The organism is Prosthecomicrobium pneumaticum (assembly GCF_014199915.1).
Taxonomy (GTDB): Bacteria; Pseudomonadota; Alphaproteobacteria; order Rhizobiales; family Kaistiaceae; genus Prosthecomicrobium; species Prosthecomicrobium pneumaticum.
The window spans coordinates 36,839-53,380 of sequence record NZ_JACHOO010000002.1 but is presented as its reverse complement, the minus strand read 5'-3'; the positions used below and the strand labels follow the sequence as shown (position 1 = coordinate 53,380).

At 69.7% G+C, this 16,542-nt stretch carries 19 protein-coding genes; 11 read left to right on the top strand and 8 right to left on the bottom strand.

The window, feature by feature from the left end; genetic code table 11:
- Positions 1-8: 8 nt before the first annotated feature.
- Positions 9-1,814, bottom strand: a complete 1,806-nt coding sequence (locus GGQ63_RS03930) for an ABC-F family ATP-binding cassette domain-containing protein (RefSeq protein WP_183852787.1) — start codon at positions 1,812-1,814, stop codon at positions 9-11.
- A 144-nt stretch (positions 1,815-1,958) separates the two neighbouring features.
- Entirely contained in the window at positions 1,959-2,537 is a 579-nt protein-coding gene (locus tag GGQ63_RS03925; protein ID WP_183852785.1) for a fasciclin domain-containing protein, read from the bottom strand.
- A gap of 260 nt (positions 2,538-2,797) precedes the next feature.
- Between GGQ63_RS03925 and GGQ63_RS03920 the strand changes: the two genes are divergently transcribed.
- The 6 genes from GGQ63_RS03920 to GGQ63_RS03895 all read left to right on the top strand — a co-directional run bounded on the left by GGQ63_RS03920 (position 2,798) and on the right by GGQ63_RS03895 (position 8,274).
- Positions 2,798-3,835, top strand: coding sequence for an asparaginase (locus GGQ63_RS03920; RefSeq protein WP_183852783.1), 1,038 nt, complete (start codon positions 2,798-2,800; stop codon positions 3,833-3,835).
- A 251-nt stretch (positions 3,836-4,086) separates the two neighbouring features.
- Positions 4,087-4,794 (top strand): helix-turn-helix domain-containing protein, encoded by a 708-nt coding sequence (locus GGQ63_RS03915; protein WP_183852781.1) that lies wholly within the window; start codon positions 4,087-4,089, stop codon positions 4,792-4,794.
- A 221-nt stretch (positions 4,795-5,015) separates the two neighbouring features.
- Entirely contained in the window at positions 5,016-5,726 is a 711-nt protein-coding gene (locus GGQ63_RS03910) for a DUF1194 domain-containing protein (protein ID WP_183852779.1), read from the top strand.
- A gap of 71 nt (positions 5,727-5,797) precedes the next feature.
- Entirely contained in the window at positions 5,798-6,178 is a 381-nt protein-coding gene (locus tag GGQ63_RS03905; RefSeq protein ID WP_183852777.1) for a VOC family protein, read from the top strand.
- Between the two features lie 123 nt (positions 6,179-6,301).
- Entirely contained in the window at positions 6,302-7,696 is a 1,395-nt protein-coding gene (locus GGQ63_RS03900) for a dipeptidase (protein ID WP_183852775.1), read from the top strand.
- Positions 7,696-8,274 (top strand): LOG family protein, encoded by a 579-nt coding sequence (locus GGQ63_RS03895; protein WP_183852762.1) that lies wholly within the window; start codon positions 7,696-7,698, stop codon positions 8,272-8,274. The genes GGQ63_RS03900 and GGQ63_RS03895 overlap by 1 nt, the downstream gene beginning before the upstream one ends.
- A gap of 58 nt (positions 8,275-8,332) precedes the next feature.
- Here GGQ63_RS03895 and GGQ63_RS03890 read toward each other — a convergent pair whose 3' ends face one another.
- From GGQ63_RS03890 to GGQ63_RS03875, 4 genes are all read right to left on the bottom strand, one after another.
- Entirely contained in the window at positions 8,333-8,836 is a 504-nt protein-coding gene (locus tag GGQ63_RS03890) for a type II RES/Xre toxin-antitoxin system toxin (RefSeq protein ID WP_183852760.1), read from the bottom strand.
- Positions 8,833-9,306, bottom strand: a complete 474-nt coding sequence (gene parS / locus GGQ63_RS03885) for a type II RES/Xre toxin-antitoxin system antitoxin (protein ID WP_183852758.1) — start codon at positions 9,304-9,306, stop codon at positions 8,833-8,835. Before parS ends, GGQ63_RS03890 begins: the two co-directional genes overlap by 4 nt.
- A 93-nt stretch (positions 9,307-9,399) precedes the next feature.
- Positions 9,400-10,311, bottom strand: coding sequence for a c-type cytochrome (locus GGQ63_RS03880; protein WP_183852756.1), 912 nt, complete (start codon positions 10,309-10,311; stop codon positions 9,400-9,402).
- 13 nt (positions 10,312-10,324) lie between these two features.
- Positions 10,325-10,774 (bottom strand): c-type cytochrome, encoded by a 450-nt coding sequence (locus tag GGQ63_RS03875; protein WP_183852754.1) that lies wholly within the window; start codon positions 10,772-10,774, stop codon positions 10,325-10,327.
- A gap of 243 nt (positions 10,775-11,017) precedes the next feature.
- Here GGQ63_RS03875 and GGQ63_RS03870 point away from each other — a divergent pair, with 243 nt between their 5' ends.
- Complete coding sequence (locus tag GGQ63_RS03870; RefSeq protein ID WP_183852752.1) at positions 11,018-11,617, top strand: superoxide dismutase; 600 nt, start codon at positions 11,018-11,020, stop codon at positions 11,615-11,617.
- Positions 11,618-11,752: 135 nt separating this feature from the next.
- Positions 11,753-11,983 carry a hypothetical protein gene (locus tag GGQ63_RS03865; protein WP_183852750.1) on the top strand — a complete coding sequence of 77 codons (231 nt, stop codon included), beginning with the start codon at positions 11,753-11,755 and terminating at the stop codon, positions 11,981-11,983.
- Positions 11,984-11,989: 6 nt separating this feature from the next.
- Here the strand turns inward: GGQ63_RS03865 and GGQ63_RS03860 are convergent, their stop codons facing one another.
- On the bottom strand, positions 11,990-12,328 hold the full coding sequence (locus GGQ63_RS03860; protein ID WP_183852748.1) for a hypothetical protein: 339 nt from the start codon (positions 12,326-12,328) through the stop codon (positions 11,990-11,992).
- A gap of 62 nt (positions 12,329-12,390) precedes the next feature.
- The gene (locus GGQ63_RS03855) at positions 12,391-14,508 is read right to left on the bottom strand and encodes a S9 family peptidase (protein ID WP_183852746.1); all 2,118 of its coding nucleotides are present in this window, start codon (positions 14,506-14,508) and stop codon (positions 12,391-12,393) included.
- 800 nt (positions 14,509-15,308) lie between these two features.
- On the opposite strand from GGQ63_RS03855, the gene GGQ63_RS03850 reads away from it, so the two are divergent.
- From GGQ63_RS03850 to mnhG, 3 genes are read left to right on the top strand one after another with little or no spacing between them, the layout of a single operon-like run.
- Positions 15,309-15,788: a Na+/H+ antiporter subunit E gene (locus GGQ63_RS03850; protein WP_183852744.1), complete on the top strand. Its 480-nt coding sequence runs from the start codon at positions 15,309-15,311 to the stop codon at positions 15,786-15,788.
- A 58-nt stretch (positions 15,789-15,846) separates the two neighbouring features.
- Positions 15,847-16,164, top strand: coding sequence for an MrpF/PhaF family protein (locus GGQ63_RS03845; protein ID WP_210308382.1), 318 nt, complete (start codon positions 15,847-15,849; stop codon positions 16,162-16,164).
- Entirely contained in the window at positions 16,161-16,541 is a 381-nt protein-coding gene (mnhG, locus tag GGQ63_RS03840; protein ID WP_343061070.1) for a monovalent cation/H(+) antiporter subunit G, read from the top strand. Before GGQ63_RS03845 ends, mnhG begins: the two co-directional genes overlap by 4 nt.
- Position 16,542: the final 1 nt, after the last annotated feature.

Here is a 16,542-nt window from a genome sequence, read left to right as displayed (position 1 = left end):
GAAAGAGACTACCCCTCCAGTTCCTCGCGCAGCATTTCGAGGGTCAGCCATTCCTCTTCCGCCGCGGCGCGCTCCGTTTCCGCCGCGGCGAGGCGGGCGGTGGCCGTCTCGAAGGCCTTGCGGTCGCGGGAAAAGAGGTCCGGCTCGGCGAGCTTCGAAGTGAGCTTGGCGATCTCCGCCGCGAGCGCATCGATCCGCTTCGGCAGGGTCTCGAGCGCGTGCTTCTCCTTGAAGGAGAGCTTGCGCTTCGGCGCCGCCGCGCGCTCGACGGGGCCGGGGCGGGCCGTCACGCCGGCCGCGGCGGCCTTCGCCGGCTGGAAGGCGGGTGCCTTCCTCTGCGCCACCATGTCGGAATAGCCGCCGGCATAGTCGGTCCAGCGGCCGGCTCCCTCGGCGAGCACGACGCTCGTCGCCACACGGTCGAGGAAATCACGGTCGTGGCTGACGAGCAGGATGGTGCCGGCATAATCGTCGAGGAGCTCCTCGAGCAGGTCGAGCGTCTCGATGTCGAGATCGTTGGTCGGCTCGTCGAGCACGAGCATGTTGGACGGCCGGGCGAGCGCGCGGGCGAGCATCAGCCGGCCGCGCTCGCCGCCCGACAGCGCGGAGACCGGGGTCCGCGCCTGTTCCGGCGTGAAGAGGAAATCGCGCATATAGCCGACGACGTGGCGCGCCTCGCCATTGACGATCACCGTATCGCCACGGCCCTCGGTCAGCGTGTCGGCGACCGTCGCGGTCGGTGAAAGGCTCTCGCGGCGCTGGTCGAGCGTGACGATCTCGAGATTGGTACCGAGCCGCACCGATCCCGTATCGGGCGCGAGCGCCCCGGTCAGCATCGACAGCAGCGTCGTCTTGCCGGCGCCGTTCGGGCCGACGAGCGCGACGCGGTCGCCGCGCCCAATCCGGATCGAGAAATCCTCGACCACCGCCCGGTCACCGAAGCGCTTGCCGATTCCCTCCGCCTCGACGACCAGCTTGCCGGAGACCGCGCCCTCGCTCGCCGCCATGCGGACGGTGCCGACGGCGCGGCGCTGGTCCCGCCGCTCGGCGCGCAGGCCCTCGAGTTTACGAAGCCGGCCCATATTGCGTTTCCGGCGCGCGGTGACGCCGTAGCGCACCCAGTCGAGCTCCTGCGAGATCCGCCGGTCGAGCCGCTCGCGCTCGCGCGCCTCTTCTTCCAGCACCTGGTCGCGCCAGTCCTCGAAGGCGGAGAAGCCGCGGTCGAGCCGCCTTGTGCGGCCGCGATCGAGCCAGACCGTCGCCTTCGACAGCCGTTCGAGAAAGCGGCGGTCATGGCTGATCAGCACGAGCGCCGAGCGCGAGCCGCGCAGTTCCTCTTCCAGCCATTCGATCGCCGGCAGGTCGAGATGATTGGTCGGCTCGTCGAGCAGCAGGAGGTCCGGTTCGGGCGCGATCGCCCGGGCGAGCGCGGCGCGGCGGGCCTCGCCGCCCGACAGGCGCTCGGGGGTCTCGGCGCCGGTCAGGCCGAGCGCCTCGATGAGCAGGGTGGCGCGATGCGGATCGTCGCCCGGGCCGAGGCCCGCCTCGACATAGGCGCGCACATCGGCGAAGCCGGAAAGATCCGGCTCCTGCGGCAGATAGCGCACCGTCGTGCCCGGCTGCACGAAGCGGGTGCCGCGGTCGGCCTCGACGAGGCCGGCGGCGATCTTGAGCAGGGTGGACTTGCCCGAGCCGTTGCGGCCGACGAGGCAGAGCCGCTCGCCCGCCCCGACCGCCAGTTCGGCGTCCTCGAGCAGCGGCCGCCCGCCGAAGGTGAGCCCGATGTCGCGCAGATGGAGAAGGGGAGGTGCCATCCGCCGGCAATAGCGCCCGTCCGGCCGCGCCGCAAGCCGCCGCACCGCGGTGCGGCTGCGGGGCCGCCCGCTCCGCCGAAGGCGCGCACAAAAAGGCCCGGCGGGGGGAGGAGCCGCCGGGCCTTCCGATCGCAGCGTTACCGCTCAGCCCTTCGGCAGCAGCACCGTGTCGATCACATGAATGACGCCGTTCGACTGCTTCACGTCGGCGATCGTCACCGTCGCGACATTGCCGTTCTCGTCGGTGAGCGTGATCGCGTCGCCGGCCCGCTTGGCGACCAGCGTGCCGCCCTGCACGGTCTTGACCACGTGCTCGCCGCCGTCATCGGCGATCATCTTGGCGAGCGCGTCAGACATCACGGCCGCCGGGACAACGTGATAGGTCAGCACCGCGACGAGCTTCTCCTTGTTCTCGGGCTTCAGCAGCGTCTCGACCGTGCCGGCGGGCAGCTTCTCGAAGGCCGCATTGGTCGGGGCGAAGACGGTGAACGGCCCGGCGCCCGACAGCGTGTCGACGAGGCCCGCGGCCTGCACCGCGGCAACGAGCGTGGTGTGATCCTTCGAGTTGACGGCGTTCTCGACGATCGTCTTGTCGGCGAACATCGCCGCACCGCCGACCATCGGATTGTCCTGCGCGAAGCTCGCGGTCGCCCCGACGGATGCCGTCGCCGCCACGAGCGCCACGGCGGAGGCCCGAACCAGCTTGCCGATGAAAGACGTCATGATGCTCTCCTCAAGGTTTCCGAGCCCTCTTGTTTGTGGACTCGGAAGTTATACGGAGGCAGTGAGCAGAGCGGATTGTAGCATCACGGAAATGTCAGGCGGGTGTTACCATTCTATTCGTGAGGGGAACGGACCGACTTCGGATGAACTGCCGCATTCCGGATACGCGCGAGATGGCGCTATGGTTCACCGGGCCAAGACGGGGGCGGCGCGATGGAGCCGGTTGGCCGTGACCCTCGGACCGGCCCTGGAGAGCGATCATGAGCGAGACGGCACCCATCCTCGTCGAGGTGACGCGCGGCGACCGCGTCGAGAGCCGGCATCGCGGCATCGTCGCGATCCGCGACGCGGAGGGGCGGGATGTGCTGTCGATCGGCGCGACGGCGGAGCGGGTCTTCCCCCGCTCGGCGGTCAAGCTCATCCAGGCGCTGCCGCTCGTCGAGACCGGTGCGGCGGATGCCTATCACTTCGGCCCGCGCGAACTGGCGCTCGCCTGCGCCTCGCATGGCGGCGAGACGCTGCATGTCGAGACGGCCGCGGCGATGCTCGCGCGCGCGGGGCGGGACGTTTCGGCCCTCGAATGCGGGGTTCACTGGCCGACGGCGGAAGACGCGCGGCGCGATCTGGTGCGCGCCGGGGGGCGGCCGAACGCCCTTCACAACAATTGCTCGGGCAAGCATGCGGGTTTCGTGTGCACCGCCTGCCATCTCGGCATCGATCCGGCCGGCTATGTCGGCTACGACCATCCCGTCCAGAGCCTGATCCGAGACGCAATGGAGGATGTGCTCGGCGTGCCGGTCGACGCGAGCGTCGCGGCGACGGACGGCTGCGCGATCCCGACCTATGCGCTGCCGCTCGCGGCGTTCGCCACCGGCTTCGCACGGCTCGCGACCGGCAGGGGCCTGTCGGCCGAACGGGCGGCCGCGGCCCGCACGCTGATGGACGCCTGTTTCGCCGAGCCCTTCATGGTCGCCGGCAGCGACCGCTTCTGCACGACCGTGATGCGGCTCTTGCCGGGACGCAGCTTCGTCAAGACGGGCGCGGAAGGCGTCTTCTGCGCCGCCTTTCCCGAACTGGGCCTCGGCGTCGCTTTGAAATGCGAGGATGGGGCGACCCGGGCGTCGGAGAGAATGATGGCCGCCGTGATCGCCGCCCTGCTGTCTCTCGAGGGCGAGGCGGCCGCGACGATCGCACGGCTCGCGCAGGAACCGGTGCTGACCCGAACCGGCGTGGCGGTCGGCGTGGCCCGGCCGAGCGGCTTCTTCCAGGAGCGTCTCGGCGCCACACGGTTTAATTGATCGCCCGACCGATGCACAGGAAAGATTGTGCCGGTGCGCCGGTCGCGACGGAAACGGCGGGATCGCGGCAAAATCGCCACGCTGATCGGAAATTTGTCGCTTGCCAGCAGGCCGTCCTTCCCTAAGGTGAGTGCAATGCCGGGGGGGCAGGATCGCTGTCTTGATGTCGCGTGGTCTCGAGGGCGAGGCTGCGCCCCCTGGCTTTTCGTGGCCTCCGGGCCGATCTGATCGGCCAGTCGAGCAAGGCAGTGATGTCGAAGATCATCTCGGGATATGCGGAACGGTTCGCCGAACTGGAGAAGGCGGAGGGTGTTTTCGCCTTTCTCGACGAGTTGCTGCTGCAGTTCGGCGCCGACCGCTATGTCATCAGCGGCCTGCCGCTGCCGGGCCGCTCGATCGATCCGCTCGTACTCGTGCTGCGGCTCGAGGAGGTGATGGGGACCGGACCGCGCACGGGCCTGCTCGACCCCACCGACCCGCTCCTCCAGCGGGCGCGGGACGGCAAGGTCGGCTTCGCGTGGACGGACAAGGACGATGCCGGCGGCAACCGCCCGTCCGGCACCGCCGCCCTGATCCGCGGCGAGACCGCGCACGCCGTGGGCGTCGTGCCGATCTGGCACTTCGCGCCATGGCAGGGCGCGCTCGTGGTCGCCGGGGAGCGGATGAAGATCGACGATCGCCATCTCGCCGGCATGGACTGGCTGTTGCGACAGGCCTTCCGCCGCCTGTTCGCGCTCGGTGCGGTCCGGCGGGAGCGACCGGGCGAACTCTCCGCGCAGGAGCGCCGCGTCGTCTCGCTCGCCGCGATCGGCAAGACGGCGGTGGAGATCGCCGAGGTGCTCGCCATCTCGCAGCGCACCGTGCACGCCCATCTGCAGAATGCGAGCGACAAGCTGCGCGCCACCAACAAGACGCACACCGTCGTCGAGGCGCTGCGCTACGGCCAGATCTCGCTCTGAGGCCGCGGGCCTGCCGGGTCGGGGCCTTCGTCCTCGCCCGCGGTGGGCTGGCGCCGACCGATCGGAAAGTGTCGATCGCCATGGCGCATCCGCTGTGACCGGGCGCGCAGGCGCGGAGCGGTTCAAAGCTCCGTGAGCGGCGACGGAAATCCGCCGGTCGCCGTCGCTTCATGTAGGCTCTTCCATGCCGGCGTCCCGGCCGGTCATCACGGGAGACCGCCATGCGCCGCCTCGCCTGGACCTTCGCCCTTCTGTCTGTCTTCGCCGTTTCCGCGGGGGCGGAAACCGTCGATCTCGAACTGGTGCTCGCCGCCGACGGCTCGGGTTCGATCGACGCCGACGAACTCCGCCTGCAGCGGAACGGCTATGCCGATGCGCTCGAAAGCCCGGAGGTGCTCGCGGCGATCGGATCCGGGCCTTATGGGGCGATCGCCATCGCCTATGTCGAATGGGGCGGTGCCACCTCGCAGCACACCATCGTCGACTGGCACGTCGTGCGCGATGCGCAGAGCGCCGCCGTCTTCGCCGGCAAGGTGCGCAGCGAACCGCGCCAGGCCTTCGGCTACAATTCGATCTCCGGCGCGATCGAATACGCCGCCCGCCTGATCCGCGAGAACGACCACGAGGCGTGGCGCAAGGTGATCGACGTGTCGGGCGACGGGCCGCAGATCGGCGGTCCGCCGCTCGCTCCGGCGCGTGCCGCCGCGCTCGCGCAAGGCATCACGATCAACGGCCTCGTCATCCGCCGGCCCGGCGGCGCCGTTTCGGGACCGCGCGGCACCGGCCTCGTCGACCATTACCGGGACGAGGTGATCGGCGGGCCGGGTGCCTTCGTCATCGTGGTCGACGAGGCGCGAAGCTTCGCCGAGGCGGTGCGCTCGAAGCTCGTGCAGGAGATCGCTGCCGGCCCGGAGGAGAGGCTGGTCGAATAGAAGGCGCGGTGTCGGCAGCCGGCCTCGCTCTGCGTCCTTGCGACGAGGATCCAGAAAATGAGGAGGACGACATGCTGTCGAATGCCACCCCTATCGCGACCGTGGCCGTGCGCGACCTCGATGCCGCCCGTGCCTTTTACGAGGGGACGCTCGGCCTCGCGCTCGCCGAGGGCCATCAGGAGCCGGGCACCGCGACCTATCGCGCCGGCGGCGCGCCTCTGCTTGTCTACCCTTCGGATTTCGCCGGCACGAACCGGGCGACCGCCGTCACCTGGGATGTCGGGGAGGGCATTGCCGCGCTCGTCGCGGAGTTGCGGGGGAGGGGGGTCGCCTTCCTGCACTACGATATGCCGGGCAGCCGGCTCGACGGCGATCTCCACGTCTCCGACCCTATGAAGATCGCCTGGTTCGCGGATCCGGACGGCAACATCCACGCCCTCGTCGGCGCCTGAGGCCGTCCGCCGGGGCGCGACACGACGGGACGGGCGCGGCGACGCCGCCCCGTGCACCGCGGCGCGGGAGGGGCTATGGTGGCGGCCCTCCCGTTCCGCCGATTCCGCCAGGAGCGCCCGCCGATGTCCGACGACCGTCTTGACGCCGTTCTCGCCTATATCGACGGCGAACTGCCCGAGAGCCTTTCCCGCCTCTTCGCGCTGCTCGGCATCGAGAGCATCTCCACCGATCCCGCCCATGCCGGCGACGTCGCCGCCGCGGCCGACTGGCTCGCCGCCGATCTTTCGTCGATCGGCTTCGAGGCGTCGGCACGCGAGACCGACGGCCATCCGATGGTGGTCGCGCACGACCGTTCGGCGGCGGGCTGCCCGCACGTGCTCTTCTACGGCCATTACGACGTTCAGCCGGTCGATCCGCTGTCCTTGTGGAGCCGCGCGCCCTTCGCGCCCGCCGTCATCGAGGAGGACGGCCGCAAGGTGATCTTCGGCCGCGGCGCCTCGGACGACAAAGGTCAGCTGATGACCTTCGTCGAGGCCTGCCGGGCGTGGAAGACGGTGACCGGCAGCCTGCCGATCCGGGTTTCGATGATGCTCGAGGGCGAAGAGGAATCGGGCAGCAAGAGCCTCGAGCCCTTCATGAAGGCGAATCGCGACGAGCTCGCCGCCGATCTCGCCTTCATCTGCGACACCGACATGTGGGACCGCGAGACGCCGGCGATCACCACCATGCTGCGCGGCCTGGTCGGCGAGGAGATCGTCGTCACCGCAGCCTCGCGCGATCTCCACTCCGGCATGTATGGCGGCGCGGCGCGCAATCCGATCCATGTGCTCGTCGACATCCTCGACGGGCTGCGCGACGAGACCGGCCGCGTCACCCTGCCGGGCTTCTATGACGGCGTCGGCGAACTGCCGGCCGAGATCGCCGAGCAGTGGAAGGCGCTCGGCTTCGACGAGAAGGCGTTTCTCGGCGCCGTCGGCCTCTCGGTTCCGGCCGGCGAGGTGGACCGCGCCGTGCTCGAGAAGATCTGGGCGCGGCCGACGGCGGAGGTGAACGGCATCACCGGCGGCTATACGGGCGACGGCTTCAAGACCGTCATCCCGGCGAAGGCCTCGGCCAAGATCTCCTTCCGGCTCGTCGACCGGCAGGACCCCGACGCGATCCGCGACGCCTTCCGCACTTATGTCCGCTCGAAGATCCCGGCCGATTGCTCGGTCGAGTTCATCCCGCATGGCGGCTCGCCGGGCCTGCGCCTCTCCACCGACATCCCCGCGCTCAAGGCGACGCGCGGCGCGCTCGAAGCGGAATGGGGCCGGCCTTGCGTCTTCCAGGGCTCGGGCGGCTCGATCCCGGTCGCCGGCTCGTTCCGCGAGATCCTCGGCACCGACGTGCTGATGGTCGGCTTCGCGCAGGACGACGACCGCATCCACTCGCCGAACGAGAAATACGACCTCGCGAGCTTCCATGGTGGCATCCGCTCCTGGGCGCGCATTCTCGGTGCACTGGCGGAGAAGGGCTGATGCGGCTCTGCGTCTTCTGCGGGTCGAGCGCCGGCGTCCGGCCCGATTATCTCGATGCGGCGCGCGCGCTTGGCGGCGCGATCGCCACGGCGGGCGGCACGCTCGTCTATGGCGGCGCCAAGGTCGGCCTGATGGGTGCGGTCGCCGATGCCGCGCTCGCCGCCGGTGCGCCGGTGATCGGCGTCATGCCGCGCTCGCTGGTCGAGAAGGAGATCGCCCATGAAGGCCTGACCGAGCTGCACGTCGTCGGCTCGATGCACGAGCGCAAGGCCCTGATGGCCGATCGGTCGGACGGCTTCGTCGCCCTGCCGGGCGGCATCGGCACGCTCGAAGAGCTGTTCGAGGTCTGGACCTGGGCGCAGCTCGGCTATCATGCGAAGCCCGTCGGGCTTCTCGATATCGCCGGCTTCTACGGCAAGCTCGCCGCCTTCCTCGACCATCAGGTCGACGAGGCCTTCGTGCGGGCCGCGCATCGCGAGATGCTGATCGTCGAGACCGACCCCACCCGCCTGATCGGCCGCTTCGCGGCCTATCAGCCACCGACGGTGGCGAAATGGATCAAATCCGCGGAGCGCTGAGGCTCGGGGGCGACGGGCGGCCTGAGGGAAGATCACAGGGACCCGGCAGCGCAGCGCTTCAGGAGGCGGGGTGGAGCCTCGGATCGAGCGCGAAGCGCTCCTGCAGATGGAGCGCATAGCGACCGGCCGCCGCCGCCGCGACGAAGATCATGTTCCAGCTGTGGGACGACACCGCGCTCGGCAGCACGACGAAGGCGTGCTCGGCGAGCAGCCGGTCGCCGAAGGCCTGCTGACCGGCGCTCGGAATTCCGGGGCGCAGCCAGTTCGGATTGGGCACCGCCTCCGGCAACACGACGTGGACGGCATCCGGCGCGTCGATGCGGAGCGCCGTCAGTACGTGCCGCACCGTATCCAGCGCCTTGAACCCCTTGTGCACCGCCACTTCGAGGATCGCCGTCGCCGGATCGAGGGCGCAATAGACGGCCCGCACGCCGCGGCTGTTCCACCGGCCGCCGACGCGATAGGCGCCTTCGCCGCTGTCCCAGCTCGCCGCAAAGGGCTCCGCGTCGAGGCGCCAGGCGACGAGCTCGCCGCCGCCGAGCGCCGCCGGAAGCGGCGTCACACGTAGACACCGTATTCGAGGCGGCGCAGGAAGTCCTCGACCAGCTCGACGCCGGCCGGCGTCGAGAGAAGGTCGATCGGCCGCCGGCCGTCGAGACCCAGCGCCGGCCGCTCGAGCCATTGCTCGGCCTCCTCCTGCGATCCGAGCACGGCGCTCGCGCGGGCGAGAATCTCGGCGAATTTCCAGGCGCGGCCACTCTGCTCCTGGCTGAGCGGTTTCTCCGGCGCCTCCCGGCGCCGCTGAAGGGTCCTCAAACTCATTCCGATCGCGCGTTCGAGAGCGGCGGTCGGCCGCAGCACTTCGAGGCTGCCGACGAGATGGGTGAGGGCCGTCCCCGGCAGCCCGGCGAGCAGCATCTCGTGCGCATCGAGCGGCCCGGCGGGCCGACGCCGGAACACCTTCGTGCCGCCGAGCAGATCGACGACCCGTTCGAAATCGGAAGAAGGCTGAGGATGCGCGATCTCGGCCATGAAAATCACCATGGGACGTCATGTGTCGCGCTGAAGATGACGCGTGACGCACCGCGTTTCAAGGGTGGGTCGACGCCGCCTCCGCCTGACGTCTCACGGTGCCGTGTCCTGCGGCGGCAGCTGTTTCAGGTAGAGGCCGATCGCCAGACGGTCGTCCGGTGTCAGATGCGCCATGTTGCGCTGCACTTCCGCCATCGAGCCGCCGAGCGAATCGAAATCGGGGGTGAAGCCGGTCTCGAGCGCGGCGGCGATGTCCTCGGCCGTCCAGTCGGCGATGCCGCCCTTGCCGGAGGTGATGTTGGGGATGGTGCCGGGTCCGTCGGGGTTCGGCGCACCGGCGAAGGCGTGCGCACGGTCGAGCCCGCCGAGGACGGTGCGCGGCGTATGGCACTCGCCGCAATGGCCCGGGCCTTCGACGAGATAGGCGCCGCGATTGACCGCGTCGCTCTTCGCGGGATCGGGTGTGAAGGTCTCGCCGTCGAGATAGAGCAGCTTCCAAAGGCCGAGGCCGCGGCGGAACGAATAGGGGAAGGCGAGGTCGTGCGGCCGGCTCGGCGTCGCATCGGCGGGCAGCGTCTTCAGGAAAGCGTCGAGATCGACGAGATCGGAAACCGTCATCCGCTGATAGGAGGTGTAGGGGAAGGCCGGATAGAGATGGCTGCCATCCGGCGCGAGCCCCTTTTTCATCGCGTTGACGAAATCGAGCGTCGACCACTTCCCGATCCCGTGCTCCGGGTCCGGCGAGATGTTCGGCGCGTGGAACGTGCCGAACTCCGTCCTGATCGCCACGCCGCCGGCGAGCAAGCGCTTCGCATCGCCTTCGGCGCCGGGTGCGGCATGGCAGCCCGCGCAGCCGCCCGCCCAGAAGAGCGCCTCGCCGCGCGTCGGATCGCCGGCCTCCGCCGGCAGGACGGCCGCCTCGAGCGGCCGCGGCGCGGTCAGCGCCCAGAACGCGCCGCCGGCGAGCGCCGCGAGGAGCACGAGGACGATGAGGGCGCGGCGCACGGGAAGAGGCCGATCAGGGCGAGGGCGCGCGGTAGAGCTCGTGGCAGCCGCCACAGGAGCGGCCGATCCGCGCGAAGGCGGTCTTCAGAGCCTCGACGCCGCCGCCGGTCGCGTTCGCCGCGGCGGTCGCGTCAGCCGACAGTTTCATGGCGCGCGCCTCGAAATCGGCCTTGTTTTCCCAGATTGCCGGCAGGGCGGCGCCGTCCGGGCCCGAATCGGCCGGGAAGAGATCGGGGAAGCGTTCCGCCGCCGCGGACATGGTTTCGAGCGCCGCCTTCGCCGCCGCCGCGTCATAGCTCGTGCGGCCCTGTACCATCTGTCCCACGGTGCGCGCCGCGCCGGCGATCTCCTTCATCGTCGCCTCGCGCGCGGCGGGCAGATCCTGCTGGGCGAGGGCCGCGCCGGCGGGCGCGAGAAGGGCACAGAGCGCTGCGGCGCGAAGGAGGACGGAGAGACGCGGCATGACGAACCTCGCTGTGGTGGACGCTCAGGCTCGCCGCGGCCGAGGGGAAAAACAACCCGGCCGCCGCCCGGTGACGCAAAAATGATGGCGCCGTGAACGGAGTTCCGCGTGCTGCGTTTCTGATCTCGGGCGCCCCGTTGTCGCGGCGCGGAAGCCCGCCTATGGTGCCGCTCGGAACGTCCCCGCCCCCGGCGCCGCGACGGTTTTCGCGTCCGCCGAACCGCACCAAAAGGAGAGAGCCAGATGGCCTTCGAACTCCCCGCGCTGCCTTACGATTACGAGGCGCTCGCGCCCTTCATGTCGAAGGAGACGCTCGAATACCACCACGACAAGCACCATCAGGCCTACGTCACCAACGGCAACAACCTGCTCAAGGATTCGGGGCTCGAGGGGAAGAGCCTGGAAGAGATCGTCAAGGAGAGCTACGGCAAGAATCCGGGCCTCTTCAACAATGCCGGGCAGCACTACAACCACATCCACTTCTGGAAGTGGATGAAGAAGGGTGGCGGCGGCAAGAGCCTGCCGGAGAAGCTCGCCAAGGCGGTCGACAGCGATCTCGGCGGCTATGACAAGTTCCGCGCCGACTTCATCCAGGCCGGCACGACGCAGTTCGGCTCGGGCTGGGCGTGGCTGTCGGTGAAGAACGGCAAGCTCGAAATCTCGAAGACCCCGAACGGCGAGAACCCGCTCGTCCATGGCGGCGCGCCGATCCTCGGCGTCGACGTCTGGGAGCACTCCTACTACATCGACTATCGCAACGCCCGTCCGAAATATCTCGAGGCGTTCGTCGACAGCCTGATCAACTGGGACTACGTGCTCGAACTCTACGAGAAGGCCGTCTGATCGACGGAGAACCGACCGGGCCGCTCTGCGGCCCGGTCGACCGCAGCGGTTGTAAGGCCTTGTGCCGTTACGTCATTTCGTCGTCGCGCCAAGGATGTTAGGAAGGCGCCGGGGGGTTGAACGAGGGGCTAGGGTATGAGTGTCCGCAATGCGCGCAAGTTCTTCGAGGAGAATCTGCGCCGTCACATCGATCCGGTGCGCGACCCGCAGGGGCACAATCTCAACGCCGGGCTGGTGCAACTCGTCGACGACCTCGCGAGCGAACTGGAGCGCATGCGCGAGGAGCTCTCCTATATCTCCGCGCAGGTTGCTGAACTGACCGACCGCCTGGAGTTTCAGCGCCCGCGGACCCGACCCCTCGATTAGGGCCGCTCAGCCGAGGCCGCGCCGGCACTGGCCGAAATTCATCATGCGCGGGAAGTCGGACTGCATCCAGTAGAGCCAGGCCTTGCAATCGGCCTGCGTCTCGAAACAGCCGCGCACACTCGTTCGCTCGATGCGGTCGCGGATCGTCTCCCGCTCGCCCTGGAACCACACCGTCCAGACCCGGTCGGCCCCCATCCGACCGCCGAGCCAGTCGCAGGAATAGGCGCGGACGCGCGGATAGCGCTGTTCCTGCGCGCCGCCGTCCCCGGTTTGGCCGAGGACGGCGATGCCCGCCACGAGCAGCGCCGAAGCGAGCCGAACGCCAAACCGCCTTGCGAACCGCATTCCGGCCTCCTCTGCTGCCGATCACGAAGGAAGATATGGCAGCCAGGGAGCGCCGGAAAGGCTCAGGCCGCCGCCCGGCCGACCACCTTGAGGGCGAAAGCGGTGGAGAACGCGGTCTCCTTCAGACGATCGAAGCGGCCGGAAGCGCCGCCATGGCCGGCGTCCATATTGGTTTTCAGGATCAGCAACCGGTCATCCGTCTTGGTGGCGCGCAGCTTCGCCACCCATTTCGCCGGCTCCCAATAGGTGACGCGGGGATCGGTCAGCCCGCCGAGCGCGAGGATCGCCGGATAGGCCTGCGCCGCGACGTTGTCATAGGGCGAATAGGCGGCGATCGTCCGGTAGTCGCTCTCGCTCTCGATCGGATTGCCCCATTCGGGCCATTCCGGCGGGGTGAGCGGCAGGGTGTCGTCGAGCATGGTGGCGAGCACGTCGACGAAGGGCACCTCGGCGATGATGCCGGCGAAGAGCTCCGGCGCCTTGTTGGCGACGGCGCCCATCAGCATGCCGCCGGCCGAGCCGCCCCAGGCGACGATGCGGCCGGGCGCGGTGAAACCCGCCGCGCCGAGATGGCGCGCCGCCGCGATGAAGTCGTCGAAACTGTTCGTCTTCTTCTCGCGCTTGCCGTCCTTGTACCAGCGGAAGCCCTTCTCCTTGCCGCCGCGGATATGGGCGATCGCATAGACGAAACCGCGGTCGACCAGCGACAGCCGGGTCGTCGAGAAGGAGGCGGGAATGCTGATGCCATAGGCGCCGTAGCCGTAGAGGAGCAGCGGTGCGGTGCCGTCGAGCGGCGTGTCCTTGCGGTAGAGGAGGGAGACCGGCACCGTCTCGCCGTCGGTCGCGGGGGCGAATACCCGGCGCGTCACGTAAGCGTCGGGGTCGTGGCCGGACGGGATCTCCTGCTCCTTGCGCAACACCCGTTCGCGGCTCGCCATGTCGTAGTCGTAGACCCGGTCGGGCGTCGTCATCGAGGAATAGGTGAAGCGCAGCGTCGTCGTGTCGAACTCGTAACCGCCGGAAAGACCGAGCGAATAGGCCTCTTCGTCGAAGGCGATGGCGTGCTCCGCGCCGGTCGCGAGTTCGCGCACCACGATGCGCGGCAGGCCGCCCTCGCGTTCGAGCCGCACCATGAAGCGCTCATAGAGCGTCAGCCCGAGAATCAGCACGCCCGCCCGATGCGGCACGAGGTCGGTCCAGTTGTCGCGGCCGGGCGCCGAGACCGGCGCGGTGACGATCTTGAAATCCTCGGCGCCGCCGGCATTGGTCAGGATGTAGAGCGTGTCGCCGCGGTGCTCGACGGAATATTCCTCGCCCTCCTGCCGCGCCGCGACGAGGACCGGCGCGCCCGGCGCCGTCATGTCGATCAGCCGGACTTCGGAGGTCTCGTGGTCGTGCGAATCGACGAGCACGAAGCGGTTCGACTGGGTGGCGTCGACGCCGAGAAAGAAGCCGGGGTCCTCCTCCTCATAGATCAGTTCGTCGCGCGCCGGGTCGTTGCCGAGCACGTGGCGGAAGACCTTGTCCGGCCGATGGTTGTCGTCGAGCGTGGTGTAGTAGAAGGCGGCCGCATCGGCGGCCCAGACGACACCGCCGGTCGTGCCCTCGATCGCCTCGGCGCGTTCCGCGCCGGTCGCGAGTTCGCGCAGTCTCACCGTGTAGGATTCGGAGCCCTTGTCGTCATAGGCATAGGCGAGCAACGCATGGTCGGGCGAATGGTCGGCGCCGCCGAGCTGGAAATAGGCCTTGCCTTCGGCGAGCGCATTGGCGTCGAGGAGCACCGTCTCGTCGCCGCCGTCGCGCGGCGTGCGCACGAGGAGCGGGTGTTGGGCGCCCTCGCGATAGCGCATCGCATAGGCGAACGGTCCGTCCGGCGCCGGCACGGAGGAGTCGTCCTCCTTGATGCGGGCCCGCATCTCCTTGAAGAGCGCCGCCTGCAGCGCCTCGGTGTCGGCCATCGCCGCGGCGGTATAGGCGTTCTCGGCCTCAAGATGGGCGCGGATGTCGGGCGCGAGCACGGCCGGGTCGCGCATCACCGCCTGCCAGTTGTCGGCGCGCAGCCAGCCATAGGCGTCGGTGCGGGCGATGCCGTGTTCCGTCGTGGTGACCGGCCGTGCCGCGGCAACGGGCGGAACGAGACCGGCCGGCGCGGCGGCGGGGGAGGGGGCGGACGAGGACAAGGCGGCGGCTCCGGCAAAAGGAGGGCGGGACGGCGAGGCGCCCGGCGGGATGAACCTTCCTTGCCTTGAGAGCGGGGCGGGTTCAAGGCGGCGCGGTCCCGGCTCCTCGCTCCCCACTCATTGCGCATCGGCCGGTCATCCCCTCTCCCGCTTGGCGGGAGAGGGGGAAGGGCGCTCCCTCGGTCCTGCATGGCGCGCGAGTCCTCGGCGCCGATTTGACGGGGCAAACCGGCCGGGCATCCCCTCTCCCGCGACGCGGGAGAGGGTTGGGTGAGGGCCTTCGCTTCCTTCCGAACGGCCGATGCGCGGCGTAGCGCACCCTCACCCCGGCCCTCTCCCGCGAGGCGGGAGAGGGGGAAGGGCGCTCCCTTGGTCCCGCGTGGCTCGCGAGTCCTCGGCGGCGATTTGACGGGGCACACCGGCCGGGCATCCCCTCTCCCGCGACGCGGGAGAGGGCAGGGTGAGGGCCTTCGCTTCCTTCCGACCGGACGATTCGCGGCGTAGCGCACCCTCACCCCGGCCCTCTCCCGCAGGGCGGGAGAGGGGGTAGGGCGCGCGCTGTGCCCGCCATCGTCCTCCCCCGACCGCCGCACGCCCGGTGGCAGACAGACGCCGCGATGACGCCATCGTGACCGGTTCGTGAGCGCGCAGAGCCTCCGGTTGCGGGATTGCGGGCTATGCGGCGTCCGGTTTCGGTTGATCGCACCCTGAAGCTTCGTTTCAATGGCGGGGCCGGATTCCGAAGGGGCGACCTCGAGGAGGACCGGCGTCCTTCGGCCCTCTCCAACCCGGGATCGCCCTTGCTCCGCACCCTCAGCCTGTTCGTCGCGCTGTTCGCCTTCTGGCTGCTCCTGTCGGGCCATTATACGGTCTGGCTGATCGGCGCCGGTGCGCTCGTCGCGGCCGTGGTGGCGGCCGGCGGCCGGCGGGTCGGCTATGGCGATCGCGAGGGCCATCCGGTCGAGCGGATCGGCACGGGCCTCCTCTACTGGCCGTGGCTGGTCGTCGAGATCCTCAAATCCTCGCTCGACGTGACGAAGGTCATCCTGTCCGGCCGCACCCCCGAGCCGCGCTTCTTCACCGTCGATTTCGGGCCGCGCACGCCGGTCGGCATCGCCACCTATGCCAATTCGATCACGCTCACGCCGGGCACGATCACCGTCGAGGTCGACCCGGTCGATCATCGCTTCCGCGTCCACGCGCTCACCGCGGCCGGCGAGGCGGGCGTTCGCGAGGGCGGCATGGATCGCCGGGTGCGGCGCTTCGAGGGTGGCCGATGAGGGTGGGACCGCGCCAGTCGCACCGTCGGGCGAATGCCGCGCGGCCGGGACGTCCGGCATGACCCTCTCCGGCTTTTCCGGCGGCGTGCTCGCGGCGGCGATGCTCGCCGTGCTCGTCGCGCTGTCGCTGATGGTCGTCCGGGTTCTGAAGGGGCCGACCACTTTCGACCGGCTGGTCGCCACCAATTCGATCGGCAACGGCGCCATCCTGCTGGTCGCGCTCGCCGGCTATCTGACCGGCCGGCCCGATTTCCTCGATCTCGGCCTCACTTACGCCCTCCTCAACCTGATCGGCACCTTCGCCGTGCTGAAATTCTTCGACCACGGTGCGCTCGGCGCCGAAGGCCGGGTCGAGGGCGGGGAGGGCGAGCGGTGATCGACCTGTTGCGCGAGGGCGCTGCGGCGCTCTTCATTCTGTCCGGCGCGTTCTTCTTCGTCGTCGGGGCGATCGGCATCAACCGCATGCCGGAGGTCTTCACCCGGCTGCACGCCGCCTCCGTCAGCGATACGGCGGGCGTCAGCCTCATCCTCGTCGGGCTGATGCTGCTCGAGGGCTTCTCGCTGGTGCTCGCCAAGCTCGTCTTCCTTTTCCTCCTTCTCCTCTTCGCCGGGCCGGTCGCGACCCACGCGATCGCCCGCGCCGCGCTGAAGGCGGGCGCCCGCTCGGTCGCGCTCGAAGACGGGCGGGACGAGCGTCCGGGCGATCCGCCGGCCGCCAAACGGGCGAAGAGCCCGCCGCGGCGGGGGCGCTGAC

What these genes read in the sequence shown, in the direction of transcription:
- GGQ63_RS03870 (WP_183852752.1), top strand. Translation starts at nt 11,018, where the DNA reads ATGGCCTTCGAACTCCCCGCGCTGCCTTACGATTACGAGGCGCTCGCG.
- GGQ63_RS03930 (WP_183852787.1), bottom strand. Translation starts at nt 1,814, where the DNA reads ATGGCACCTCCCCTTCTCCATCTGCGCGACATCGGGCTCACCTTCGGC.
- parS (WP_183852758.1), bottom strand. Translation starts at nt 9,306, where the DNA reads ATGGCCGAGATCGCGCATCCTCAGCCTTCTTCCGATTTCGAACGGGTC.
- GGQ63_RS03865 (WP_183852750.1), top strand. Translation starts at nt 11,753, where the DNA reads ATGAGTGTCCGCAATGCGCGCAAGTTCTTCGAGGAGAATCTGCGCCGT.
- GGQ63_RS03910 (WP_183852779.1), top strand. Translation starts at nt 5,016, where the DNA reads ATGCGCCGCCTCGCCTGGACCTTCGCCCTTCTGTCTGTCTTCGCCGTT.
- GGQ63_RS03905 (WP_183852777.1), top strand. Translation starts at nt 5,798, where the DNA reads ATGCTGTCGAATGCCACCCCTATCGCGACCGTGGCCGTGCGCGACCTC.
- GGQ63_RS03925 (WP_183852785.1), bottom strand. Translation starts at nt 2,537, where the DNA reads ATGACGTCTTTCATCGGCAAGCTGGTTCGGGCCTCCGCCGTGGCGCTC.
- GGQ63_RS03875 (WP_183852754.1), bottom strand. Translation starts at nt 10,774, where the DNA reads ATGCCGCGTCTCTCCGTCCTCCTTCGCGCCGCAGCGCTCTGTGCCCTT.
- GGQ63_RS03895 (WP_183852762.1), top strand. Translation starts at nt 7,696, where the DNA reads ATGCGGCTCTGCGTCTTCTGCGGGTCGAGCGCCGGCGTCCGGCCCGAT.
- GGQ63_RS03845 (WP_210308382.1), top strand. Translation starts at nt 15,847, where the DNA reads ATGACCCTCTCCGGCTTTTCCGGCGGCGTGCTCGCGGCGGCGATGCTC.
- GGQ63_RS03920 (WP_183852783.1), top strand. Translation starts at nt 2,798, where the DNA reads ATGAGCGAGACGGCACCCATCCTCGTCGAGGTGACGCGCGGCGACCGC.
- GGQ63_RS03915 (WP_183852781.1), top strand. Translation starts at nt 4,087, where the DNA reads ATGTCGAAGATCATCTCGGGATATGCGGAACGGTTCGCCGAACTGGAG.
- GGQ63_RS03860 (WP_183852748.1), bottom strand. Translation starts at nt 12,328, where the DNA reads ATGCGGTTCGCAAGGCGGTTTGGCGTTCGGCTCGCTTCGGCGCTGCTC.
- GGQ63_RS03900 (WP_183852775.1), top strand. Translation starts at nt 6,302, where the DNA reads ATGTCCGACGACCGTCTTGACGCCGTTCTCGCCTATATCGACGGCGAA.